Source organism: Gottfriedia sp. ABJ_BB2_2 (genome assembly GCF_055484705.1).
The window spans coordinates 43,817-68,596 of record NZ_JBVFKR010000015.1 but is presented as its reverse complement, the minus strand read 5'-3'; the positions used below and the strand labels follow the sequence as shown (position 1 = coordinate 68,596).

Annotated in this window: 27 protein-coding genes; 1 reads left to right on the top strand and 26 read right to left on the bottom strand. The window is 35.3% G+C overall.

The window, feature by feature from the left end:
• Positions 1 to 295: 295 nt before the first annotated feature.
• Positions 296 to 472, bottom strand: coding sequence for a hypothetical protein (locus ACX6U0_RS20490; protein WP_464961679.1), 177 nt, complete (start codon positions 470 to 472; stop codon positions 296 to 298).
• 150 nt (positions 473 to 622) lie between these two features.
• Here ACX6U0_RS20490 and pdaB point away from each other — a divergent pair, with 150 nt between their 5' ends.
• Positions 623 to 1,390 carry a polysaccharide deacetylase family sporulation protein PdaB gene (pdaB, locus tag ACX6U0_RS20485; RefSeq protein WP_464961678.1) on the top strand — a complete coding sequence of 256 codons (768 nt, stop codon included), beginning with the start codon at positions 623 to 625 and terminating at the stop codon, positions 1,388 to 1,390.
• A 103-nt stretch (positions 1,391 to 1,493) separates the two neighbouring features.
• Here pdaB and ACX6U0_RS20480 read toward each other — a convergent pair whose 3' ends face one another.
• The 25 genes from ACX6U0_RS20480 to ACX6U0_RS20360 all read right to left on the bottom strand — a co-directional run bounded on the left by ACX6U0_RS20480 (position 1,494) and on the right by ACX6U0_RS20360 (position 24,780).
• Positions 1,494 to 2,090 carry a KinB-signaling pathway activation protein gene (locus ACX6U0_RS20480; protein ID WP_464961681.1) on the bottom strand — a complete coding sequence of 199 codons (597 nt, stop codon included), beginning with the start codon at positions 2,088 to 2,090 and terminating at the stop codon, positions 1,494 to 1,496.
• A 214-nt stretch (positions 2,091 to 2,304) separates the two neighbouring features.
• A complete protein-coding gene (locus tag ACX6U0_RS20475) occupies positions 2,305 to 3,372 on the bottom strand; it encodes an Mrp/NBP35 family ATP-binding protein (RefSeq protein ID WP_464961677.1) in 1,068 nt (355 codons plus the stop codon).
• 95 nt (positions 3,373 to 3,467) lie between these two features.
• Positions 3,468 to 4,178: an N-acetylmuramoyl-L-alanine amidase CwlD gene (gene cwlD, locus ACX6U0_RS20470; RefSeq protein WP_464961676.1), complete on the bottom strand. Its 711-nt coding sequence runs from the start codon at positions 4,176 to 4,178 to the stop codon at positions 3,468 to 3,470.
• A 58-nt stretch (positions 4,179 to 4,236) separates the two neighbouring features.
• Complete coding sequence (locus tag ACX6U0_RS20465) at positions 4,237 to 4,668, bottom strand: DUF2521 family protein (RefSeq protein ID WP_464961675.1); 432 nt, start codon at positions 4,666 to 4,668, stop codon at positions 4,237 to 4,239.
• Between the two features lie 333 nt (positions 4,669 to 5,001).
• The gene (locus tag ACX6U0_RS20460; RefSeq protein ID WP_464961674.1) at positions 5,002 to 6,273 is read right to left on the bottom strand and encodes an S-adenosylmethionine decarboxylase related protein; all 1,272 of its coding nucleotides are present in this window, start codon (positions 6,271 to 6,273) and stop codon (positions 5,002 to 5,004) included.
• A gap of 172 nt (positions 6,274 to 6,445) precedes the next feature.
• Complete coding sequence (locus ACX6U0_RS20455) at positions 6,446 to 7,732, bottom strand: phage portal protein (RefSeq protein WP_464961673.1); 1,287 nt, start codon at positions 7,730 to 7,732, stop codon at positions 6,446 to 6,448.
• Between the two features lie 178 nt (positions 7,733 to 7,910).
• On the bottom strand, positions 7,911 to 9,380 hold the full coding sequence (locus ACX6U0_RS20450) for a protein adenylyltransferase SelO (protein WP_464961672.1): 1,470 nt from the start codon (positions 9,378 to 9,380) through the stop codon (positions 7,911 to 7,913).
• A 208-nt stretch (positions 9,381 to 9,588) separates the two neighbouring features.
• The gene (locus ACX6U0_RS20445) at positions 9,589 to 10,521 is read right to left on the bottom strand and encodes a response regulator (RefSeq protein WP_464961671.1); all 933 of its coding nucleotides are present in this window, start codon (positions 10,519 to 10,521) and stop codon (positions 9,589 to 9,591) included.
• Between the two features lie 4 nt (positions 10,522 to 10,525).
• Positions 10,526 to 11,821: an ATP-binding protein gene (locus ACX6U0_RS20440; protein ID WP_464961670.1), complete on the bottom strand. Its 1,296-nt coding sequence runs from the start codon at positions 11,819 to 11,821 to the stop codon at positions 10,526 to 10,528.
• Between the two features lie 134 nt (positions 11,822 to 11,955).
• Positions 11,956 to 13,647 (bottom strand): NAD-dependent malic enzyme, encoded by a 1,692-nt coding sequence (locus ACX6U0_RS20435; protein WP_464961669.1) that lies wholly within the window; start codon positions 13,645 to 13,647, stop codon positions 11,956 to 11,958.
• A gap of 127 nt (positions 13,648 to 13,774) precedes the next feature.
• Positions 13,775 to 15,211 carry an aspartate ammonia-lyase gene (aspA, locus tag ACX6U0_RS20430; RefSeq protein ID WP_464961668.1) on the bottom strand — a complete coding sequence of 479 codons (1,437 nt, stop codon included), beginning with the start codon at positions 15,209 to 15,211 and terminating at the stop codon, positions 13,775 to 13,777.
• A gap of 18 nt (positions 15,212 to 15,229) precedes the next feature.
• Positions 15,230 to 16,501, bottom strand: coding sequence for a cation:dicarboxylate symporter family transporter (locus ACX6U0_RS20425; protein WP_464961667.1), 1,272 nt, complete (start codon positions 16,499 to 16,501; stop codon positions 15,230 to 15,232).
• A gap of 253 nt (positions 16,502 to 16,754) precedes the next feature.
• Positions 16,755 to 17,147 carry a 30S ribosomal protein S9 gene (gene rpsI / locus ACX6U0_RS20420; protein WP_056467505.1) on the bottom strand — a complete coding sequence of 131 codons (393 nt, stop codon included), beginning with the start codon at positions 17,145 to 17,147 and terminating at the stop codon, positions 16,755 to 16,757.
• Positions 17,148 to 17,168: 21 nt separating this feature from the next.
• The gene (gene rplM / locus ACX6U0_RS20415; protein ID WP_088003849.1) at positions 17,169 to 17,606 is read right to left on the bottom strand and encodes a 50S ribosomal protein L13; all 438 of its coding nucleotides are present in this window, start codon (positions 17,604 to 17,606) and stop codon (positions 17,169 to 17,171) included.
• Between the two features lie 156 nt (positions 17,607 to 17,762).
• Positions 17,763 to 18,506, bottom strand: coding sequence for a tRNA pseudouridine(38-40) synthase TruA (gene truA, locus ACX6U0_RS20410; protein ID WP_464961666.1), 744 nt, complete (start codon positions 18,504 to 18,506; stop codon positions 17,763 to 17,765).
• A 12-nt stretch (positions 18,507 to 18,518) separates the two neighbouring features.
• Complete coding sequence (locus ACX6U0_RS20405; RefSeq protein ID WP_464961665.1) at positions 18,519 to 19,313, bottom strand: energy-coupling factor transporter transmembrane component T family protein; 795 nt, start codon at positions 19,311 to 19,313, stop codon at positions 18,519 to 18,521.
• Positions 19,310 to 20,176, bottom strand: a complete 867-nt coding sequence (locus ACX6U0_RS20400) for an energy-coupling factor ABC transporter ATP-binding protein (RefSeq protein ID WP_464961664.1) — start codon at positions 20,174 to 20,176, stop codon at positions 19,310 to 19,312. Before ACX6U0_RS20400 ends, ACX6U0_RS20405 begins: the two co-directional genes overlap by 4 nt.
• On the bottom strand, positions 20,152 to 20,994 hold the full coding sequence (locus tag ACX6U0_RS20395) for an energy-coupling factor ABC transporter ATP-binding protein (protein ID WP_464961663.1): 843 nt from the start codon (positions 20,992 to 20,994) through the stop codon (positions 20,152 to 20,154). Before ACX6U0_RS20395 ends, ACX6U0_RS20400 begins: the two co-directional genes overlap by 25 nt.
• Before the next feature lie 112 nt (positions 20,995 to 21,106).
• A complete protein-coding gene (rplQ, locus tag ACX6U0_RS20390) occupies positions 21,107 to 21,469 on the bottom strand; it encodes a 50S ribosomal protein L17 (RefSeq protein WP_464961662.1) in 363 nt (120 codons plus the stop codon).
• 87 nt (positions 21,470 to 21,556) lie between these two features.
• Entirely contained in the window at positions 21,557 to 22,501 is a 945-nt protein-coding gene (locus tag ACX6U0_RS20385) for a DNA-directed RNA polymerase subunit alpha (protein ID WP_088003837.1), read from the bottom strand.
• Between the two features lie 169 nt (positions 22,502 to 22,670).
• Positions 22,671 to 23,060, bottom strand: coding sequence for a 30S ribosomal protein S11 (gene rpsK / locus ACX6U0_RS20380; RefSeq protein WP_056467481.1), 390 nt, complete (start codon positions 23,058 to 23,060; stop codon positions 22,671 to 22,673).
• Positions 23,061 to 23,086: 26 nt separating this feature from the next.
• Complete coding sequence (gene rpsM / locus ACX6U0_RS20375; RefSeq protein ID WP_088003835.1) at positions 23,087 to 23,452, bottom strand: 30S ribosomal protein S13; 366 nt, start codon at positions 23,450 to 23,452, stop codon at positions 23,087 to 23,089.
• Between the two features lie 21 nt (positions 23,453 to 23,473).
• Positions 23,474 to 23,587, bottom strand: a complete 114-nt coding sequence (gene rpmJ, locus ACX6U0_RS20370; protein WP_000868344.1) for a 50S ribosomal protein L36 — start codon at positions 23,585 to 23,587, stop codon at positions 23,474 to 23,476.
• A gap of 38 nt (positions 23,588 to 23,625) precedes the next feature.
• Positions 23,626 to 23,844, bottom strand: coding sequence for a translation initiation factor IF-1 (gene infA / locus ACX6U0_RS20365; RefSeq protein WP_056467475.1), 219 nt, complete (start codon positions 23,842 to 23,844; stop codon positions 23,626 to 23,628).
• Between the two features lie 285 nt (positions 23,845 to 24,129).
• Complete coding sequence (locus ACX6U0_RS20360; RefSeq protein ID WP_464961661.1) at positions 24,130 to 24,780, bottom strand: adenylate kinase; 651 nt, start codon at positions 24,778 to 24,780, stop codon at positions 24,130 to 24,132.

Below are 24,780 nucleotides of genomic sequence, written 5' to 3'. Positions count from 1 at the left end.
AGCCAGGATCAAACTCTCCATAATAGTTAAGTTTAAATCTTGTATTGCTCAAAAAACTAATAATTGACGTTTTACTTCATGTTTTGTTTAGTTTTCAAAGTTCACTGTATCGCTCGTAAGCGACTTTCTTATAGTAACATTTCACTTTATTCATTGTCAACAACTTTATAAAATTTATTTAAATTCTTTTAAACAAGCATTATTTCGTTGGCGACGCTTAATAATATAACACGCGTTCCAAGTTAACGTCAACACTTTTATAGAATTAATTTACAAAATAAAATATCTAAGCTTTTTACAAAGGAAGTCTACTATAAACTTCAGTCAATATCGTTTTCTTTTGCATCAATTCAGATCTGACACTCTCATTAAAATGCTTCGTAGATAATTCCTGTTCTATTTCTTTAATAGAACGTAATACAAGAGATTCTATTTCCAACACATGTTCTTTCCTTAAAAGAATACCATACATCTCTCCACCCCTTTTCAAAACACTCACTAAGGAAATTTTCATAAGTCTCTTACCTATATGGAACATTTAATATTTTTGATTTATAGCATACAAGCTTATTTGAGTTCATATCCTTTAACTAAGAACTTGTACAAGAAGGAAGGGGAGTTTATGCTTTTCTATTTTTATATCACCTCTAAAAGGAAACTAAAACAAATATCCTTAATAACTATTATTGCATTTTTTACAGCTTGCTTAGTTTATATACAAGCACCTAAAACATTCTCTACCTTTTCGACGAGTAAAGGACCAATGGCGATCTATAAAGGTGATGAATCTAGAAAAAATATCGCTTTAACTTTTGATATTAGTTGGGGTGATGAAAATGCAGTTAAAGTATTAGAAGTATTAAAAGACCAGCGGATTAACAATGCAACTTTTTTCCTATCTGCATCTTGGGCAGAGAGACATCCTGAAATTGTTGAAACAATTGTCAAACAAGGACACGAAATCGGAACACTTGGTTACCGATATAAAAGCTACACACAACTAACGACATTAGAAATGCAACGTGATTTAAATAACTCAGATGAAGTATTTAAACGACTAGGCGTTAAAGATGTAAAACTTTTTAGACCGCCAAATGGAGAATTTAATAAAGAAGTCATTAAAGTAGCGTCCAGATACAATCTATCTGTTGTACATTGGAGTATTAATACTGAAGATTGGAGAAATCCAGGAACAAACCAAATTTTTGAAACAGTTAAGGAAAATACAAATCCAGGTGATATTATACTTCTTCATGCCAGTGACTCTGCATTACAAACACCAAAGGCAATTCCATTGATTATTTCCTATTTACGAGATAAAGGATATAAAAATGTATCAGTTTCACAGATGATATCCAATACGAAAACAAAAACGAAAGTAGTTAATTAAAGGCTCAGTTCATCTTTTTTAAACAAGGATCCTGCAGACTCGACTCTGTTGCCTAACCAAAGTGTTTAAAAACCTAATAAAAAAAGGCTAAGAGAAAAATCTCTTAGCTTTTTAATATTCTGTGTAAAGTTAATAATTGATATGTATTGCAAACAAATAACGGCACCGCCATTAAAATTAACCAAGAAAGGTCATCTTGTCTTAATGCTGGAATCCATTCAACTATTGTTACAACTATCATAAAAAATAATGCCGGAATAAATGCACCTTTATTAGTTTCCTTACTTTTGATATAAGCTACAACGAGACTACATATAAAAAGTATAACCGGGAATAAAATATAACCTACATATGAATCCCCATCTTTAGCAAATTCGATTAATCGAAAATACGCAAGATCAAATAGTGCAAACATAATTAAGCCAATTTGAATGACATTCCAGACTTGAGGAGATTTAAAAAAGCCTAATCCGAATCTGTGAACTGTTAAATAAGCGAAAAATCCCATTTGACTTACAGCACTGAAAACTAACCCTAATATAAATAACCACGATACTTCCAAAAGTAATTTTGTAAATCGTAGGTCTTGTAAATAACCAAAATACTCTTTAAAACCGTAAAGCACCCCTGTAATTATTGTACTAATTCCACCAACCAACAAGGTTGTAAAAAACAATCGAACCACTTTTCGACTCGTCATCTTCGCCATTCTATTCCTGCTCCCCCATACATTTAAAGCAAAACCGCTTTCATAATAATAAACATTCTAACTTTATTTACTAAAAATTTGCTTTTTAAACAAAATAAATACCCTAATAATTCACTACATGTTCTTACTTGGCATATGTAAAATACATTACCAATACTATCATAAAAAACATGCTTAATAAATTAAAAGGGTAAAGATTCTGTCTTTATTTATTTAATACAATTTTTTCTACAACCTGTTTCGCGATATCTGTATAGATTTTTCCAGTTGGGTGATCTTTATCGTAAATTGATGGTGCGAAGTCTTCTTCATCCCAATCTGGTTGTTTTAAAGGTAATTGTCCTAATAGTGTCGTTTGAAGCTCTTTAGCAAGCCTCTCTCCGCCACCTTTTCCAAAGACATATTCTTTTTCGCCAGTTTTTTGACTTTCAAAATAACTCATGTTTTCTACAACACCAATTACTTCATGATTCGTTTTAAGTGCCATTACTCCCGCTCTTGCAGCTACAACTGATGCAGTAGGATGTGGAGTTGTTACGATGATTTCCTTACATGAAGGTAACATGCTATGAACATCTAGTGCTACGTCCCCTGTTCCTGGTGGTAGATCTAATAGTAAATAATCTAAATCTCCCCACTCAACCTCAGTAAAGAATTGCTGTAGCATTTTACCCAGCATTGGCCCTCTCCAAATAATTGGTGAATTATCTTCAACAAAGAATCCCATTGAAATAACCTTTACGCCAAAACGGTCTACCGGTATAATTCGCTCTCCTCGAATAACAGGTCGAGTTGTGATTCCCATCATATCAGGTACACTAAAACCGTAAATATCAGCATCGATGATACCTACTTTTTTCCCTATTGTTGCTAATGCAACTGCTAAGTTTACGGAAACAGTTGATTTTCCTACTCCACCTTTACCACTAGCAATTGCTATAAATTCAACTTTTTTATTATCTAACAGTGAAAGACTAGCTTCTTCTTGTCCTTCTTCGCTTTGAGTGAACTGACTTTTCTCTTCATCCGTAAACTCAGTAAAACGGATTCCAACAGTATCTGCTCCATTTTGTTTTAACACTTGAACAATTTGTGTTTGAATTTGCATTTGTTCTGCCGTTCCAGTTTTAAATAATGCAACTTTAACACTTACATGATTTTTTTCTTCTTTTATTGAAATTTCTTTTACTGCATTTAATTCTAAAAAAGATTTATTTATGAAAGGTTCATTAATTGTTCCTAAAAGTGACAATACTTGTTCGTTAGTCAGCATAATTACACCTCGTTATCTCAATATACTAAATAGTATAACACATGTAACATATATAGTCGTACGTAAATCTTTCTTAATAAAATGAAAACCACCGATTAATTCGGCGGTTCGTTTTTATCTGTATAATACCTTATTACTCCTCTATATATTGCTGCAGCAAGTTGGTTCTGATACTCTTCATCTCGTAGTTGCTGGCTTTCTTCATAATTTGATAAAAATCCAACCTCAACGAGTGCACCAGGTACTTTTGAATACTTCATTAAATAAACATGATTAATGATCTTCGCTAAACGGTGAGTATTGTTTAAGCTTTCTCTAAGCTCTGCTTGAACATATTTAGCAAAGCGTTCATTTTCAATTAAAGATCCATAGTAAAATGTTTGCGCTCCTTTAGAAGAAGTTCCTGGTAAAGAGTTTAAATGTATTGATAAATATAAGTCTGCATTGGAATTATTAATGATTTCTACTCTTTTTCGAAGGTCTATACTCTTTCTTCTACTGTAGCCTTTTAAGCCTTCTTCAGCTAAATCATAATCACCATCTCTTGTCATAATGACCGAAGCACCCTGCTCTTGTAAATAATCCCTTAGTTTATTCGTAATTGATAACGCAACAACTTTTTCAATTACATCACTTCCAGAAGCCCCACCATCAGGACCACCATGCCCTGCATCTAAAACAATAACTTTCCCATCTAAAGGTAATCCTTTTAGTTTCCATGTCTTAGATGTTTTTTGCAAAAAAGGTATACATAAAATTACAAAAACAAATGTCACGATAATAACAATTAGATGCCATCTCTTCATTTTTTCTCCCCCTGATTGTCCTATAAAAAATATATGGGACAACTAGGGAGAATATGACTTACTTTGATAAGCGAAGTCTATGTCTTCTTTCACCTTTTACATATCCGTCTAGCCACCAGTTATGTAAAAATGATTTACATTGATTAAATGGTTCAGTTTGAATATCATCTCTTCGTCCAAAAACAGAAGAATAAAATAAATATGCTAACCATTCTGTTTCTTTCGCTGATCGTTTTTTTACACTTTCTAATGGCTCGCCATAAAAACCGAACCTACTATACCTAGCTCCAAGTAGATATGTCTCAACAGCTAACTCAAAACAATAATCTTCCCTTGCTTTTCTTTGATGAGTATCGGCATCTATAAAATAAGAAAACGAATCCTTTAACTGAGATTTTAGATGCATTATTTTCAATTCTTTTAATAAGCTTTTTTCAAATGTAATTTGTTTAGCTCTTCTCTTCTCTCGAAAATTTGTAATAACATTCATGTTGAAACCTCCCCGTAGCAATAGTCTAAGACGAAAGGGGAATGTTCATTCAAAAAGTAGATACTTAATTTCTTCCATGTAAGAAGTAATAATTTTCATAAAAACTCTGATTTTCACAAAATTATCAACAGTAAAAAGCCAATACATTAAAGTAATTGGCTCTATTCGTAGACAAAGTAAATAAACCAAGAGATTCAGACTGATTGAAAATACTTATCTTTCGATGCAAAAGGAGCCAAATGAGAAGCTTAAGTTACCTTTATAATTCTAATCCGGCGAAGCAACGAGGAAAGCGAGATTTCTGGGGAGTCTGAGTGGCTTTTTACTTTTATATTACTTATATGATTTCATTCTCTGAAGTAGCAATCCATCACTTGTTGCATTTTCTCCATAAATAAAATGTGGCATATGGTACTTTAAGTACGTACCGTATTTACTGTTTGTTTCCAATAATAATTCATCCACAAAATATGCACCTTTTGTAAATGAATCCAAAAATAAACTTGTAACTCCAGCATAAACACCACATGCCACTTGAAGATACGTAGCATTTGTCCCGTAATGTTCAAATGCATATTCATTATTCATTACATTATAAACAAATCGTTCTTTATCTTCATAAACAAGCAGCACGCCTACTAAGTCCTCACCATTTAAAGGTGCTGTTGAAGGATCAAGAAGCTTTTTATCAAAATCCATTATTTGATCGACATTATTTAAGTTTTCACGAATTAAATTTGTTGTGTGCTCATTTACACGATACAGAAATCCACTTTCTAAATTAAATAGTTTTCCAATAATAAACACTTCTTCATGCGGCATTAAACAACCATAAAATTGTTTTTCACCCAATGTTACTTTAAATTCAACTGAATAAACATTTTCATGAAGGAAAATAGGAATATCCTGTTTCACAAACATCGGAAAACTCGTTACAGCTTCCTCTAAAAAACAAACTGGTGACCATGTAGTGTAAATAGTATTTTTTTTAGCAACTGAGGGATCCTCATAAAAAGAATCATCATGTTCAACAATATAACATGCTTGAGGTTTTTCTGAAGGGTATTGATTCATTAAATCAAGTGCCATCCATTGGACTATTCCAGGGTTCATGCCAGATCCAATAATAGCTGAAGTATTTTTAAATTTTCTTTTGTTTTCCTCAAAGATTCGCAAACGCTCTTTAAGCGGAAAACCATTTTTTATACTTTCATCTTCATCCACAATTTCACTTTCTAATGCGGTGTTTACATATTTAATCCCAAGCTCATTACAACATCTTAACATTTCAACAGAATCCGCTCTTGAAACATCTATTACGAGTGCCGTATTGGAATCAATTAAATGTTTGTTAAATGAATCTAAGTTATTTAAATTCATTTCACGAAATGTCACACGTTCCATCAAAGCTGGGATAATGTTTTCAAAATAAGAAATATCTTTTTGTTTAAGATCAATTAAATGAAATCTTGCTTCCTGTAAGATCGGATAAAGTGGGTCATTTTGATCTTGAAAAGCTTTATTAAATATCGAAAGCACTGCCTTGGCTACACCTCCTGAACTTCCTAAAAGTGTAATAACTGCATTCTTGTCCATTTCTTTCATATAAACAACTCCATGAATTTAGTTCTTCGCATTACTTTACAATATGAATCCTTATACATTGGCGTTTGGACAAGAATCATGACAAAATGAATTTTAAAATAACTACCATAACAAAAAACATAAGAAATGGCCCCTAACAAGAGTGTTGTTAGAGGCCATTATTCATTCATCGTCATTTCTCTTTCTCTTTACTTTCTGGTTTCTTTTCTTTTTCCTTTTCTTTTACTTCTTCTATACATTTTTTCATCTCTTCTTCACGTTTCTTTTCTCTTTCTCTTTCTAACTCCCACTCCCGATCCTTTTCCTTTTCATCTATCGGTAATAAATTTGTACTTCTTATTGGCGTATTCCCTCTCATTATTGGCCCAAATGCCATGATTGAACGCCACTCGTTTGGCGTTAATGAGCCGCGGTCAACCATAACAGATAAACTTAATTTTGTAGCAATTGACGCGAACTTCAAATTGGATGTTTCAAAAATAATTCTATTTCCACTTGTTCGTTCTCTACTCGAAAAAAACTTCCTAGTAAATTCATTGCTCATTTGAATCGCTAAAGGATCAATTACACTTTCATAATACGTATTCCATTCATTTTCATTATAAGATCCCTGAACAATTTTTTCGTTTGTATTAAAAAAATTATAAATGCGTCGGATCGCATCTATGGATCTTTGTGATTCCGGAACATAACTATCTGATTTAACCTGTTCCAATTCATAGCTAGGTTCAGATATACCTACTTTTACGCCCGCTCCAGTGATCTTCATATAATTATTAACAAATTCAGTTGCATTTTTTTCCATTTCAGACTGATCAAGAACTTCTTTAAAATTTAATAACCATTTTATCAGATGATTTCCATTAGCTTTTTGTACAACTGTGTCATCGATTGTATCGACTACGTCTAGTAATGGTAACAAAGCGTCGTAAGGACTATCACCAAATAAATCATGATCGTTAAAGTCCTGTCTTAAATGAATAATATCATCATACGGCAATGTAATTACCCTACCCGTTTTAAATGTAAACTTTAAAAATATTACACCTTGCTTATTTTCCAACACTTCAATTTTCGTACACGGTATTGGAAAAATTTCAGAAGGATAACCATATTCATTTCGTTTTATATATGCAAAGGCATTATTATTTAAATCTAATTGTATCGCTAACTTTTCTTGAAGCATCTGCCCTGTCATAAATTGATTGGGTTCCTCAAGTACACTAAGAATCCATGGGTCTGGATTTACTTTACATTCTTTTATATTTTCACGAATATGTTTAGCAGTAAGTTTACCAATTGCTTTCGCTTTTGGTCTAATACAAGCTCTGATCACATCACTTTTAAATAATTTGTCTCCTAATGTAAAAAATCCCTCACCATCATCAGTAAGCAAATTAAAATGTGCAATATTTGATGGGTAGTTCTTTTTACCAAGTATCTTTTCTAACAAGCCCAATTGACACCACTCCCAACTAATCGTTATAAAGTGTTAGGGATAAAGGTTCATGTAATCATCTATAAATTAAATTTTTTTAATTTTTATCTTTTAAAATTATGACTTGGACAATTAGATTATTCCTTTTATTCAATAAAAAACTCTCAACCAAATAGTTGAGAGTTTTTTTGATTCATCATCATGTACCACAAAATGTTCGATATGGTTTGTCCGATTGCTCAGGTAATATTGCAAAAGCACATTGTTCAGGTGAATGTGCAAAAGGTTTTGAAAGCGCGCTTAGGAGTTGATTCATCAAACTCAATTCTCCTTTTTCTGCAGCTTCTAGCGCAGCCTCCACTTTATGATTTCGAGGAATTAGGGCTGGATTGCTCGTTCTCATTAATTGAGTTGATTGTTCCTGAGTCTCCTTTTGTTGGCTTTTTCGTAATTGCCACTTCTCATACCATTGTATAAATTCTTGCGTTCCATATAGGGGCGTGTCCTCTGGCTTACCAAAAGTTAGAGAGACAAATGTGTTTGTATAGTCTGCTTTATACTTTTGCATCATATTTAAAAATTCTTCAATAAGTGATTCATCCTGAGCATCTTCGTTAAATAATCCTAGCTTTGACCTCATTCCCATTAGCCAGTTTAAGTGAAATATTTCAATAAAATTTGAAACTTCTGCTTGAGCTAGTTTGACAGCTTCTTCTTGATCCTCATGAAGTAAAGGTAATAAAGTTTCGGCAAATCTAGCAAGATTCCACCCTGCTATTAGTGGTTGATTACCATAGGCATAGCGACCTTGAGTATCAATTGAACTGAATACTGTTTCGGGATGATATGTATCCATAAAAGCACATGGTCCGTAATCAATCGTTTCTCCACTAATTGTCATATTATCAGTATTCATTACACCATGGATAAATCCTACCAACTGCCACTTAGCTATTAATTTTGCCTGACGCTTAATGACTTCTTGAAGTAGTGAAAGATAACGGTTTGGCGTCTGTTCAACATCAGGGTAGTGCCGTTGTATCGTATAGTCGGCTAATGTTTTCAAATCCTCTATACTACCCCATTTTGATGCATATTGAAACGTTCCTACTCGAATATGACTAGCAGCTACACGTGTTAATATTGCGCCTGGCAATTCAGTTTCACGTCTTATAAAATCTCCTGTTAAGACAACAGCTAAACTTCTTGTTGAAGGAATACCTAGTGCATGCATTGCTTCACTAATGATATACTCTCTTAACATCGGTCCGATTGCAGCACGACCATCTCCACCTCTTGAATATGGCGTTCGACCGGGTCCTTTTAGTTGAATATCAACTCGCTCACCTAAAGAGTTAATTTGCTCTCCAATTAAAATCGCTCGACCGTCACCTAACATGTTGAAATATCCAAACTGATGACCTGCATAAGCTTGTGCGAGCGGTATTGCCCCTTCAGGTATTTGGTTACCAGAAAGGACTTCGATTCCTTCAGCACTTTCTAATGCTTGGACATCTAGTCCAAGATCTTTAGCTAATGAGTCATTGAGGATCACTAACTTTGGCGAACTAGTTTTAGTCGGATTGATTTTCGTAAAGAATATTTCCGGAAGTCTAGCGTAGCTATTATCAAAGTTCCATCCAATATGGCTTTCATTTTTATTCGTCATCATATCTCCTCTTTATTTATGCCTTTTAAAAATATATACTTTCACTTAATATATCATACAAAAAACAGGCTCATTTAATGAATGACCGTTATTCATAACCTTTATTGTCTTCTACACAAAACTTATTTATTCTCACATATAAACACTTCAAAAGCGTTAATTCAATAAAAAAATCCCAACCCAAAGGTTGAGAGCGCATTTTATTATTCTAATAACCTTCAACTAGCATTTGTTTGGCTTCATAATATAATACTTGAATAAACTTCTTAGCATTAACTCTCGTATGTGTTGCTGACGTGAGAGTTGTTGCAAGCTTTAGTTCTGTCATTCGTTGACGTACTGTTTCAAAATCAAAATATTTTGAAGCATAATTTTCAAATTTAGGATTCGCAAAGTCTGTAAGACCAATAGATGCCATATGGTTTAATGATTGATAAATCGCTCGACGAACACGTTGTTCAGAAGCTTTTCTCTCCCTATCAACATCCTCCTGTGTAGCGCTAATACCTAATTTCTTTAAGCTAATATGAGTGTGAATATCCTTAAGTGTTGGGAATCCAGCCTCAAAAGTAAGATTGGTTTCATATTCAAATAAATAATTGGTCATATCGAGTAGGTCTTTACTGCCATTTTCTCCTGCTATCCCTAGCTCGGATAAAAGAACTTGTCCCCAATCTGTAATCTTCTTTTTCTCAACAGGTTTTGGATTTTCTGATGAGTTCCATTCGAATACATTACTGAGTGATTTTTGAATGTCTTGTATCGATCGTTCCAATCTGATCCGTTCCATCACCTTTTTTATAACCGATATGACTTCAATTTTATTTAAAGGCTTTGTGATGTAATAATCTATTCCAAGTGAATATGCCTCTCCGATGAGCTCTTTAGATTCTACTTGAGAAATCATTATGATTTTGCCCTTATAGGAGGGACCAATATTCCGAATCGTTTCAATTCCATCTTGATTTGGCATAAGTAAATCAATAAACAGAATATCTACCTGTCTGATTGCCAAAGTATGCGCATCTAGAAAAGAACCATCTTCTGATTCGCCAACAACCTCTCCCAACTCTTCATCTTCAATAATTTGTGACAACATTGAACGAAAAACTTCATCGTCGTCTGTGATATAAAAAAGCATAAACTCAACCTTTCTCGACTAGACTTTGAACTGGTAGTCGGATCATGAAAATGCATTCGTGCTCTTTTTGACTAAGTGTGACTTTTCCTCCTAATTCCTCTGCCATTTCTTTTATATAAGAAAGACCTATCCCAGTAGACGGTGTTCCGTCGCCTCTATATTTTGAGGTGAATCCAGGTTTAAAGATAAGCTCGTTATATTTTGAAGGAACTCCTGGACCATTGTCACTCACTTTGCATTCAATCCAATCTTCATCTTTATCAATTGAAAGCAATATCTTCCCTTTTTCTTCAATTGCTTCTACTGCGTTTGCAACTAAATTGTTGATAAAGGATAGCATAAGATAAATATGATAATTTGAATGTTTTCCGTTTATTTGAGAAACAAACTCGATTTTCTTTCCCAGTAATGCAGCATATTTCTGATTGCTTCTAATTATAATCAGCGCTAATTCATTTACATTCATATATTCAGGCAAGCTTTCACTTGAAATGAGCTTTGAAAGACCTGCAAAGATTCTCTGATTATCCTTTTTTATTTCATGTACTTCTCCTGCGATTCGTAAGGCTTTTCTTCCCCAATCTTCAATTGGATACCCTTGATCGGGGTTAACATGGTTCATATTACGATATAAATGATAGGATTCCTTTGTGATTGTTTCTGCATTTTGTAGTGTTTTTTTCAAATACACAGACTCAACATATAAATTGGAAAGGTGCATGAGCATATTCTCATTCTCTCTCCGAGTTTGCGATTCTTTTAGTCTTAGTTCGTACAGTTTCATCATATTAATAAAAGCTAAAACGAAAAAACTTCTAAATATCGCAATAATAATAATTTTATTTAATTCGCCTACCGTAATTTCTGAACCAATTCTAAACAGTTGGAGTATTAATTCTAAAAGACTGGATGCAATTTCAATTGTAATACCGAAAAAGCCAATCAATAAAGGATGTTGGAATCGATTCACTTTTAATAGGTAAAACAAAAAGGCATACAGTAGATAATAGAAAAATGTTGGGTATCTTATGGAGATTGAATTATCTAGGCTAAAGTCAGCCAAAACTACCCAGTCCAATCCAACACGAAAGATAAAAACGGCCGCTCCTACAAAAAGTCCCAAAACAACGGGTGATATTTTCCTAAAGTACAACAATGAAAAAAAGAAAATAGGCGTTCCAAAACTGACGCGAAAAATATTATCGAATGGATGAAAATTTAATTCACCCGCAATCGGTACGATAATCATTAGCGCAATAACAATCCAGACATCCTTATCTTGAAGTTGATCTGGCTTCAATTCTGACACTCCCCGATTTTTGCCAATAGTATATCGCCTTGGATTAATAAACACAATTGCCCTCCATATACTACGTAAATTAATAAGAAAATACAGCTTGTTCATTTAAACAAGCTGTACCGTTACTTTCTAGACTATCCAATATAAGCGTTTGTTACAGCTTTAATAGGTCGATATTCTGGCTCCCACATAGCATTTCTTACAGCTTGTTGAATATCATCATGCTGAGCACGAGCTACACCATCAGCTACAGCTGCTTTAGCTACTTCTATCGCAACGACTTCAGAAATTTCACGAAGATTTTCAATTTCCGGAAGTAAAGGTGCACCTAATTTACTTACGTCAATCATTGCGGCCACAGCTTCTGCAGCCGCTGCAAACATTCCGTCAGTTATTATGCGTGCACGAGAAACATTCGTTCCAAGACCAAGTCCAGGGAAAATTAAAGCATTATTAGATTGTCCAATAACATAAACTGTTTTGTTATATGTTACGTTAGGAAACGGACTTCCTGTCGCCACTAAAGCTCTTCCCTCAGTCCAATGAATTAAATCAGCAGGTTTTGCCTCTGCTAGCGGTGTCGGATTAGACATAGGCATAATAACAGGTCTTTCAACATGTGCCGCCATTTCCTTCACTATCTCTTCAGTGAATGCCCCTGCTACTGTTGAGGTACCAATTAAAATAGTTGGATGAACTTGAGCAACAACTTCTGCTAAGCTAGCTCCTGAATTATTCTCAGCTATTGGGCGAGCATATGGTTGTTGGAAGTCGTATAACTCCATATCCTCTGAAAGTAAACCATTTCGGTCAATACACCAAAATCTACGGTTAGCTGCTTCCCATGAAAGCCCCTCACGCACCATTGCATCACGAACTTGATCGGCTATTCCAATGCCTGCTGTCCCCGCTCCAAACACGACAATACGATGTTCACTTAACGGAATATCAGAAGCACGCACTGCGGCTAACACAGCAGCTAGCGAAACAGCTCCAGTACCTTGAATGTCGTCATTAAATGTACAAACACTATCTCTATACTTCTCTAATATATCTCGCGCATTTTGTGTGCCAAAATCTTCCCAATGTAATAATGCATTAGGAAATCTTCTGACTACAGTACTGACAAACTTCTCAATGAAATCATCATAAATCTCAGAACGTAAACGCGGATGGCGATTCCCAATGTAAAATGGGTTGTTTAGAAGCTCTTCACGGTCTGTCCCTACATCTAATATCACAGGAAGAACTCTTGCAGGATCGATTCCAGCAGCAGCTGTATAAACGGCTAATTTCCCAATTGCGATATTAATGCCTCCTACACCCCAGTCACCAATTCCTAAAATACCTTCTCCATCGGTAATAACAATTAAATCTATATCTTCTGCACTTGCACCGAAATTATCAATAGCTTGTTCGATGCCGTCAAAATCATTGATTGACAAATACATTCCACGAGGTCGACGATATTCATTACTAAAACGTTTGATTGCCTGACCAACCGTTGGCGTATAGACAATCGGAAGCATTTCAGGTAAATGATCTGTTAACACACGATAAAACAATATCTCATTTCGATCATGTAAAGCTGATAGCGTAACATTTTTATGCAAATCAGTTGGTTGCGAAGAAAATTGCTCGTAAGCGCGTCGTGCCTGCTCATCTAAAGACAATACTGCTGGTGGCAGTAATCCTGTTAACCCTAATTCTTTTCGCTCCTCTTCAGTAAAAGCAACGCCTTTATTTAATAACGGGATAGCCATTAATTCAGCACCACGTAAGGTAGTTTTTACTTCCCCATTAGAATCTACCTTAAATTTATACATATAATCCCTTCCTTTTTTCCAATCATTCATTTTTTGCTATTAACTCTTATAAGAACCCCTCAAGTGGATTGATTTTATGTTAAGCAAAAAAAGGGCTTTTTCGCCCTCTTTTGCTTGATTCAGTTCATTACTGTCTATCTAAAAGAGCTGCACCCGCAATACCAGGGTGAGTCATTTCATAAGGATCTAAAATTAAATCAAGTTCTTCTTCTGTTAACACATCATATTTTAAGCACAGTTCACGAATAGGTTGTCCAGTTAAAATTGCTTCTCTTGCAATTCGTGCCGCAACTTCATAGCCAATATGCGGATTAACAGCAGTGATAATCCCCACACTCTTTTCTACATATTCTTTTACTCTTTCTTCATTCGCTTCAATACCCTTTAAGCAGTAATCTGTAAATGCTCGGAATGCATTATTCATGATATTGATTGATTGAAGTAAGTTGAAAACAAGTACTGGCTCCATAACATTTAGTTCTAATTGCCCTGCTTCAGACGCTAAACAAATTGTATGATCGTTTCCTATTACTTGGAATGCCACTTGATTAATCACTTCAGCCATAACTGGATTTACTTTTCCTGGCATAATTGAAGAACCCGGTTGACGCGCAGGTAGTGTAATCTCTCCTAAGCCTGCTCGAGGACCAGATGCCATTAAACGTAAATCATTCGCAATTTTAGACATGTTCATCATACATACTTTTAGTGACGCTGATACTTCCGTGTAAGAATCTGTGTTTTGGGTTGCATCAACAAGATGTTCTGCACCTACAAGCGATAAACCACTAATTTCAGCAAGGTGTTTTACAACAAGCTCAATATAGCGAGGATCTGCATTTAATCCTGTTCCTACCGCTGTTGCCCCCATATTTACTTCATACAAGTGCTGGCGTGATTGCTTAATACGTTTAATATCGCGAGCAATTACTCGAGCGTAAGCCTCAAACTCTTGACCTAAACGAATTGGTACAGCATCCTGCAAGTGAGTACGTCCCATTTTGATGACATGGTCAAATTCTTTAGCTTTTGACTCAAACACCTCATGCATATATTCCATCGTTTCTAATAATTTTTCTAGCATATTTAAAGTTGCAATGTGAATTGCAGTCGGAAAAGCATCATTTGTAGATTGTGACATATTTACATGGCTATTGGGACTAATACAGAAATAGTCTCCACGTTCTTTGCCAATTAACTCTAATGCACGGTTGGCAATCACTTCATTTGCATTCATGTTCATTGAAGTACCCGCTCCACCTTGAATTGGGTCAACAATGAAATGATCATGCCATTTGCCATCAATAATCTCTTGAGCAGCATTTACAATGGCCATAGCGTTACCCTCGTAAAGGCGCTTTGTTTCCATATTCGCAAGTGCTGCAGCTTTTTTAACGATAGCCAAAGCTTTAATTAACTCTTCATGAATTTTATATCCTGTAATCGGAAAGTTTTCAACAGCACGTAATGTTTGAATCCCATAATACGCATCCGCAGGCAATTCCTTTTCCCCTAGAAAATCTTTCTCTAACCGAATATTAGGTTTACTTTCAGTAAATGTCATCGTACTCTTCTCCAATCTTTACGCAACTTTTGATTCTTTAACGGAATTCATGTATTGCTGCGCTTTCTCTTTATCAAATTCGCCTTCCCATTTCGCCATCGAGATGGCCGCCAATGAGTTTCCTAATACGTTTACAGCTGAGCGAATCATATCTAAAATACGGTCTATTCCCGCAATTAATGCGATTCCCTCTAATGGTAATCCCATTGAACCTAGTGTTGCCAGTACAACAACGAACGATGCACCTGGAACACCTGCCATACCTTTTGAGGTTAACATAAGTACAAATAATAATGTAACTTGTTCAACAAAGGACATGTGTATATTATACATCTGTGCAACAAAAAGTGAAGCAAGTGCTTGATAAATTGCAGAACCAGTTAGGTTGAATGTATATCCCGTCGGAATAACGAAGGAAACAATTGCTTTCGGACAGCCAAATTGCTCCATTTTTTTCATAATGTTTGGAAGTACTGCTTCAGAACTTGCTGTTGTAAATGAAAGGATCAGTTCTTCCTTTAAAATTTTAATAAGAGTAAAAATATTTGTTCCTGCCATTTTTGCGTTTATACCTAAGATGACAATTGCAAAGAACATAACAGTTAAATACACAGCCAATACAAGTTTTCCAAGCGGAAGCAATGTGCTTACTCCGAATTTAGCAACTGTTACAGCAATCAGTGCAAATACTCCAAATGGAGCAGCCTTCATGACTTGATTTGTAACCCAAAACATTGCTTCTAATACACCTTCAAAGAAGTGTAGTACTGGTTTTCCTTTGTCTCCGATTGCAGCTACCCCTAAACCGAATAGAACTGAGAAGAAAATAATCGGTAAAAGGTCACCTTGTGACATAGATTCAAACACATTCTTTGGAAAAATGTGAACAATCGTTTCAGCGAAGCCTTTGTTTTGTGTGGCAGTTGCTGTTTGTTCGTATGCTGAGATATCTCCTTTTTGTAGATTATCCATATCGATTCCTGTGCCAGGATGGAACAAGTTAGCAGCCAGTAATCCGATTCCTAACGCGATGGTAGTAATAATTTCAAAATAAAGTAGTGTCTTACCGCCAAGTTTTCCTAACTTTTTTATATCACCCACGCCTGCAACTGCAACAATAAGTGCTGCTATTACAATCGGCATAACAATCATTTTTATTAAGTGAATGAAAATATCACCAATTGGTGTAATGTAAGATATCGCTGTTTCGTTTCCGTAAAATACAGCTCCAACCACTATTCCTAATATAAGAGCAACAAAAATTTGCGTAGCTAATCCAAATTTCTTCATGGAACATCCCCCTTGTGAACGCTTTCAAATTAATTTAATAAATACTTAACTAAGTCTAAAAGCAAAACTACAAAACAATACAGAAACCTACAAATTGAATTGAAAAAAATTTGAGAAAAACAAAAAACTCAACCAAATGGTTGAGCTTACTAGAATATTTCAAAAAAAAATAACGTATTTATATACAATCAACTGACACCAAATGAAAAAAGCTCTTCTCCACAGAATGGAAAAGAGCTTTGTAAAAATAAAATTAACGTTTTGAGAACTGAGGAGCTCTACGTGCACCTTTAAGACCGTATTTTTTACGCTCTTTCATACGTGCATCACGAGTTAATAATCCAGCGCGTTTTAAAGTTCCGCGGTATTCAGGATCAACTTGTAATAATGCTCTAGAGATACCGTGACGAATTGCACCAGCTTGACCAGTGTATCCACCGCCGTTAACGTTTACTAGAATATCATAGCTACCTAAAGTTTCAGTTGCAACAAGTGGTTGTTTAACAACTTCTCTTAATGCAGCGAATGGGATGTAATCTTCAAAATCACGACCGTTAATGATAACGCGTCCTTCGCCAGGAACTAAACGTACACGAGCTACTGAGCTTTTACGACGTCCTGTGCCATAGTATTGTACTTGTGCCATGTGAATGCCCTCCTTTTATAATTATCCGCGAAGTTCGTAAACTTCTGGTTTTTGTGCTTGGTGTGGATGCTCGTTACCAGCATACACGTGTAATTTTTTAACTTGAGCACGTCCAAGACGTCCTTTTGGAAGCATACCTTTAACAGCTAATTCAAGCATTTTAACTGGGTAGTTAGTACGCATTTCTAAAGCAGTACGCTCTTTTAAACCACCAGCATACATTGTGTGACGGTAGTAAATTTTGTTGTTTAATTTATTTCCTGTTAATTCAACTTTCTCAGCATTGATGATGATTACGTTATCACCTGAGTCAATGTGTGGTGTGAAAGTTGGTTTGTGTTTTCCACGAAGTAAAGCAGCTACTTCAGTTGCAAGACGACCTAAAGTTTTACCTTCAGCGTCAACAACGAACCACTTACGTTCAACTTCGCTAGCTTTTGCCATATAAGTTGTGCGCATTCTATTTTCCTCCTAATACAATATACATAAAGTAAAATTGTTTTTATTGTTTATCTTAACACGACTGGTTCCGGGGCTAATCGTGGTTCTTAAAACAATACCGTATTTAATATTAAACTTTCTACCTTCTAATGTCAAGCAAATGTTACACCAGGATTAGTTGTTATAATCTACTTTCCATAAAAATAATCCATGTGGCGGTGAAGTCTTGCCAGCAAAGCTTCGATCACAGGCTTCTAAAGCGATTTTCACACTCATTACATCGCGTTTTCCTTGCCCAACCTCGAGTAATGTTCCAACAATTATTCTAACCATATTATAAAGAAAACCATTTCCGACAAGCTTAATAACAATTCCTTGTTCTTCTTTCGTAATCGTCCCTTTATAAATTGTACGAACTTTATCTTTTATATCAGTATTTGAAGCACAAAATGAACTGAAGTCATGCGTACCAATTAAGTATTGTAGTGCCTCTTCCATCTTTCCAAGATCTAGTTCATATGGAAAAAAATAATGTTGGTTTCTCGAAAAAATATTTTCTTCCGTTTCATTCCAAATAACATATCTATATTCTTTTTGAACAACATCAAAGCGTGAGTGAAACGTCGGTTCTACGATTGTAACTGACTTAATATAGATATCCTTTGGTAATTGAGCATTTAATGCCTTTTTCCATTGCTCTGGTTCGAGATTAAATTCACTATCAAAATGAATAACCTGTCCAACTGCATGTACTCCTGTGTCTGTACGACCAGAAGCGTGGATACGCACCTTCATTCCTTTATGCATTCTAGTTAGTACTGTTTCAATGTCTGTTTGAACAGTACGTTGATTAGGTTGAACCTGATACCCATTAAAAAGTGTACCTTCATATGCGATTATACATTTTATACGATTCATTTCACTTCTCCATTACTTACGTAAAAACAGTAATATTATAAATAGAATGACTAAGATAACTAAACATAAAGTGTCACTCATTTTCCACTTCATGATTCGAAACTTAGTTCTTCCTTCTCCGCCTTGATATCCTCTGGCCTCCATCGCAATAGCTAAGTCCTCAGCCCTCTTAAAAGAATGAATGAATAATGGTACTAGTAATGAAACTAATGCCTTTAGACGCTCTTTTATAGGTCCTGAAGAAAAATCTACTCCTCTTGATGATTGTGCCTTCATAATTTTGTCAGTTTCCTCCATCAAAGTAGGAATAAAACGTAACGAAATTGACATCATTAAAGCCATTTCGTGAACTGGTAAACCAAATCGCTTAAAAGGATGGAATAATGATTCTAAACCATCAGTAATTTCGATTGGGTTCGTTGTTAAAGTTAGTATAGTTGTAATTGAAACTAGAAGGAAAAACCTGACTGATATAAAAATCCCTTGAATGATTCCTTCTTTATGAATTTCTAACCAACCATATTCATATAAGAGTGGTCCTTCTTTATTTGTAAATACATGAAGTATAAACGTAAATAAAACTAACCACCAAATTGTTTTAAGACCTCTTACATAGTAACTCATAGGTACTTTTGACAATAAAACTGCGGTCATCACAAATACGAATAAGATAGAATACGTTACTAAGTTATTGGCAAAGAAGACAATAAAAATAAAAAGGAACATCGTCAGAAGTTTAGCTCTTGCATCTAAACGATGAATCAGCGAATCAATTGGTATATATTTACCGATAATTAAACCGTTCATGTAGTTTCCCCATTGTAAAGATTTACTATATAATCTGCGAGTTGCTCTAATGTTAAGCTTGTAGCTTGATTTTCGATTCCTAACCTATGATTTAATTCTTGATGGAATTTTAATGATAAAGGGATTTGTAGTCCAATTGCTTCTAATTCCTTCTCATATGAGAATACCTCTAATGGGCTTCCTTTTAAATATGTAGTGCCTTTTTGAAGAACGTGAATTGTATCAGCATATCTAGCAGCATCTTCCATGCTATGTGTTACTAAGATAATTGTGAGGCCATTTTCTTTATGTAATTGATAGAACATATCCATAAGCGCTTTTTGACCACTAGGATCAAGTCCAGCAGTTGGCTCATCTAATACAAGTACATCCGGCTCCATCGCTAATACGCCAGCAATTGCAATCCTTCTCATTTGACCACCACTTAACTCAAAAGGTGACTTTAATAAGTAATCTTCGTTTAACCCCACTTTTTCGATTAAAATTCTAGCTCTTTTTTTTGCTTCTTCTTCTGAAACACCAAAATTCATAGGTCCAAAACAAATGTCTTTTTCTACTGTTTCTTCAAATAGTTGTTGTTCTGGGAACTGAAATACTAATCCCACTTTTTTACGGAGTGATTTTAATTTTTTATTTTTTTTATCTGAATTGAGGGTTATGTCATCTATTCTAGCTATTCCCTCAGTAGGTTGTAAGAGGCCATTTAAATGTTGTAGAAAAGTTGATTTACCTGAGCCTGTGTGACCTATTACAGCGTAGTAAGAACCATCTGGTATAGAAACATCTATTTCATGTAAAGCACGATACGAAAAAGGTGTATTAGGCTGATAGGTATATCCTACTTTTTCAAAAGTAATTTGCATAATTCGTTCACCAAACTTTCTTGCGCTAAATGGCCTTGATTAATAGGTAAACCCTTTTCAACTAGTAGCTTAGAAAGGTTATTTGTAAAAGGAGATGCTAATCCAAGTGATTCTAGTGAATATTCCGTTGTTAAGAGCTCCTCTGGTGTCACACTTTGAATTAAATGACCATCATGCATAATGAATATACGGTCAGCATGTACTGCTTCTTCGATATCATGTGTAATCGATATAACAGTCATATTAATGTCCTTATGTAGGTTACGGATCGTTTCAATCACTTCTTTACGTCCAAATGGATCTAACATTGAAGTTGCCTCATCCAAAATTAATATACTTGGTTGAATAGCAAGTGCACCTGCAATAGCAACTCTTTGTTTTTGGCCACCAGAAAGAGAATGTGGCTCATGTAATTTAAATTCCATCATATTAACGATATTTAATACATCTTGAACTCTACGATCCATCTCAGACTTTTCTATGCCATGGTTTTCTAAACCAAAAGCAATATCATCTAATACAGTTGTTCCAACAAACTGATTATCAGGATTTTGAAAAACCATCGCTATTCTTTTTCGCACGTCCCAAATTGTTTCTTCAGCTAAAATAATTTCATCATCTATTGTTATATGCCCTTCCTCAGGAAGAATAAGGCCATTTAATAATTTAGCTAAGGTTGACTTTCCTGATCCATTTCTGCCTACAATCGCGATCCATTCATTTTCTTTTATGTCAAAAGTTACTGAGTGAACTGCATTTGTTTGGGCATTCGGATATTTAAAGGATATATTATCTACTTTAATACTATCTTTTCTCATGATTTCACCTATAATTCTTGTTTGTTTATAGATATATAATAGTCTAAAAGTAAATATAAAAAAAGGGCAACGACATGTTTACAATAAACGTCGAGCCCTTTAGTAACGAATATTAAACTAATTCGATAACAACCATTGGTGCTGCGTCTCCACGACGAGGACCGATTTTAGCGATACGAGTGTATCCACCTTGGCGCTCAGTGTAACGAGGAGCCACGTCAGCGAATAATTTTTGTAATGCGTCTTGACCAGTCTCAGTGTTAGCAACTTCATTACGGATGTAAGCAGCAGCTAGACGACGAGCGTGTAAGTCTCCACGTTTACCTAATGTAATCATTTTTTCAACAACAGAGCGTAATTCTTTCGCACGTGTTTCAGTTGTTTGAATACGTTCGTTGATGATTAAGTCAGTAGCTAAGTCACGTAACATAGCTTTACGTTGTGAACTAGTACGTCCTAATTTTCTGTATCCCATTTCTAGTTCCCTCCTTTGTAGGTAGTATCAAAATTGGGTCATATAGACTAGATGAAGAGAACGCCTCTCCCTTTATCAAAGCAACAGTCAGTCTTCTTTACGTAGGCCTAAACCTAGTTCTTCTAACTTGTGTTTCACTTCTTCTAAAGACTTACGACCTAAGTTACGTACTTTCATCATGTCTTCTTCTGTCTTATTAGCAAGCTCTTGTACTGTATTAATACCAGCTCGCTTTAAGCAGTTATATGAACGAACAGAAAGATCAAGTTCTTCAATCGTCATTTCAAGTACTTTATCTTTTTGATCTTCTTCTTTTTCGACCATGATTTCTGCATTTTTAGCTTCGTCAGTTAAACCTACAAAAATGTTTAAGTGTTCAGTTAGAATTTTTGAACCAAGTGCTATTGCATCTTTAGGTCCAATACTTCCATCAGTCCAAACATCAAGTGTTAACTTATCGAAATTTGAAACCTGTCCCACACGTGTATTTTCTACTTGGTATGTGACACGAGACACTGGAGTGTAAATCGAGTCGATAGGAATAACACCTATTGCTTGATCCTCTCTTTTATTACCATCTGCAGGGATGTATCCACGACCACGTCTAGCAGTTAGACGGATACGAAGATGAGCATCTTTAGCAAGTGTCGCAATATGAAGATCTGGATTCAGAACTTCAACATCGCTATCATGCGTAATGTCAGCTGCAGTAATCGGTCCTTCACCGCGTACATCAATTTCTAATGTTTTATCTTCTTCTGAATAAATCTTCAGAGCAAGCTTTTTCACATTAAGAATAATTGTTGTAACGTCTTCTACAACTCCTTCAACTGTAGAAAACTCATGTAACACACCATCAATTTGAATAGCGGTTACAGCGGCACCAGGAAGTGAGGATAAAAGGATACGACGTAAGGAGTTACCTAGCGTTGTACCATATCCACGCTCAAGTGGTTCAATAACGAATTTACCGTACTTGGAATCGTCACTGATCTCAACCGTTTCGATTTTCGGCTTTTCGATTTCAATCATTTTATAAACCCTCCTTCAAAACGTCGAAACCCTCGGTTAGACATAAGTGCTAACCGAAAGTCCCCATTAGGCAGTTCCTAATTGTGCACAACAAGAGATGTCTGTTAATATTTGCCAAACATATATCATAATCCATTATAGACAATTTTTGAAAACTTATACAGACAAATTATACACGACGACGTTTTGGTGGACGGCATCCGTTATGTGGAACTGGAGTAACGTCTCTGATAGCAGTTACTTCAAGACCAGCAGCTTGAAGAGCACGGATAGCAGCCTCACGACCAGCGCCAGGACCTTTAACCGTTACGTCAAGAGTTTTTAAACCATGTTCCATAGATGCTTTCGCAGCTGTTTCAGCAGCCATTTGTGCAGCAAAAGGTGTAGATTTACGAGAACCTTTGAAACCTAATGATCCAGCACTTGACCATGAAATCGCGTTACCATGAACATCAGTAATTGTTACGATTGTGTTGTTGAAAGTTGAACGAATATGAGCTGTACCAGCTTCAATATTCTTTTTCACACGACGTTTACGTACATTTGTTTTACGTGCCATGTTGAATACCCTCCTTTACTTAAATATTATTTCTTTTTGTTCGCTACTGTACGGCGTGGGCCTTTACGAGTACGAGCATTGTTTTTAGTGTTTTGACCACGAACAGGTAAGCTACGACGGTGGCGAATACCACGATATGAACCGATTTCGATTAAACGTTTGATGTTTAAAGAAACTTCACGACGAAGATCCCCTTCAACTTTTAACTTGTCAATTAATTCACGAATTTTACCTAATTCTTCTTCTGTTAAATCACGTACACGAGTGTCTTCTGAAATACCAGCTTCAGCTAAGATTTTTTCAGAAGTTGCACGACCGATTCCGAATACATAAGTTAAAGAAATAACCACGCGTTTGTCGCGAGGAATATCTACACCAGCAATACGAGCCATTCTAGTGCACCTCCTTCTTTATTAACCTTGTTTTTGTTTATGTTTTGGATTTTCACAAATTACCATTACTTTACCACGTCTGCGAATAACTTTACATTTCTCACAGATTGGTTTTACTGATGGTCTCACTTTCATGATTTAAACCTCCTTGTAGATTACGGAGTGCATAATTATTATTTAAAACGGTACGTAATACGACCACGAGTTAAATCATATGGAGATAGTTCAACAGTTACCTTGTCACCAGGAAGAATTCGAATGAAGTTCATACGAATTTTACCAGAAACGTGTGCTAGAACAACATGACCATTTTCTAATTCAACTTTGAACATCGCATTCGGAAGTGTTTCCGTAACGGTACCTTCAATTTCAATTACATCATCTTTCGCCATTAGGGCATTCTCCTTTCTTCAAATCAGTAGCTTGCTGTAGGCAAACATACGCTTAGGAATATTAAGCCAAAGTGCTCTGATATGTTGGAGATTAATTGGCCTACATAAGTAAGAAAATCTTTCTGTCAGTAGTATAGGTTTGATCCTATTACCAATTGATTAGTAGATCCTATATTATATCAATCGTTCCAATCAAAGCTAAATCAAAGCTTTTATTCATAGTAATTAGTTTTGACGAAACGACAAAACGTCATACACATGGAACGACGATCTCTCGTTCGTTTTTTAAACTAACTCTTTTAAAAGATTATCAATGTCTACAAAAACTTTGCTAATCTCTTGGTCACCCTCAATTGTTTTTACATAACCAAGGTTATTGTAGAAATCAAGTAAAGGTTGAGTTTGTTTAATATTTACTTCAAGGCGGTTTGCAACTGTTTCTTCATTATCATCCGCACGTTGATAAAGCTCTCCACCACATTTAGAGCAGATACCTTCTTCAGCAGGAGGATTGAAAATTAAGTGATAAGTTGATCCACACTCTTTGCAAATACGACGTCCTGTTAAACGATCAATTAAAAGTTGTTGGTCTACATGAATGTTTAACACGAAGTCTAATTTACGATTCATTAATTTCAGTGTCTCTTCTAGTGCTTCAGCCTGCGCAACTGTTCTAGGAAAGCCGTCCAATAAAAAACCGTTTTGGCAATCATCTTTAGCTAATCGTTCACGTACAATACCTATTGTTACTTCATCAGGAACAAGATGGCCTTGATCCATAAACGATTTTGCTTTAAGACCTAGTTCTGTACCATCTTTAATAGCAGCACGAAACATATCACCAGTAGAAATATGAGGAATGCCGTATTTTTCGACAATCTTCTCAGCTTGTGTGCCTTTGCCTGCACCAGGAAGTCCCATTAATATTAAATTCAT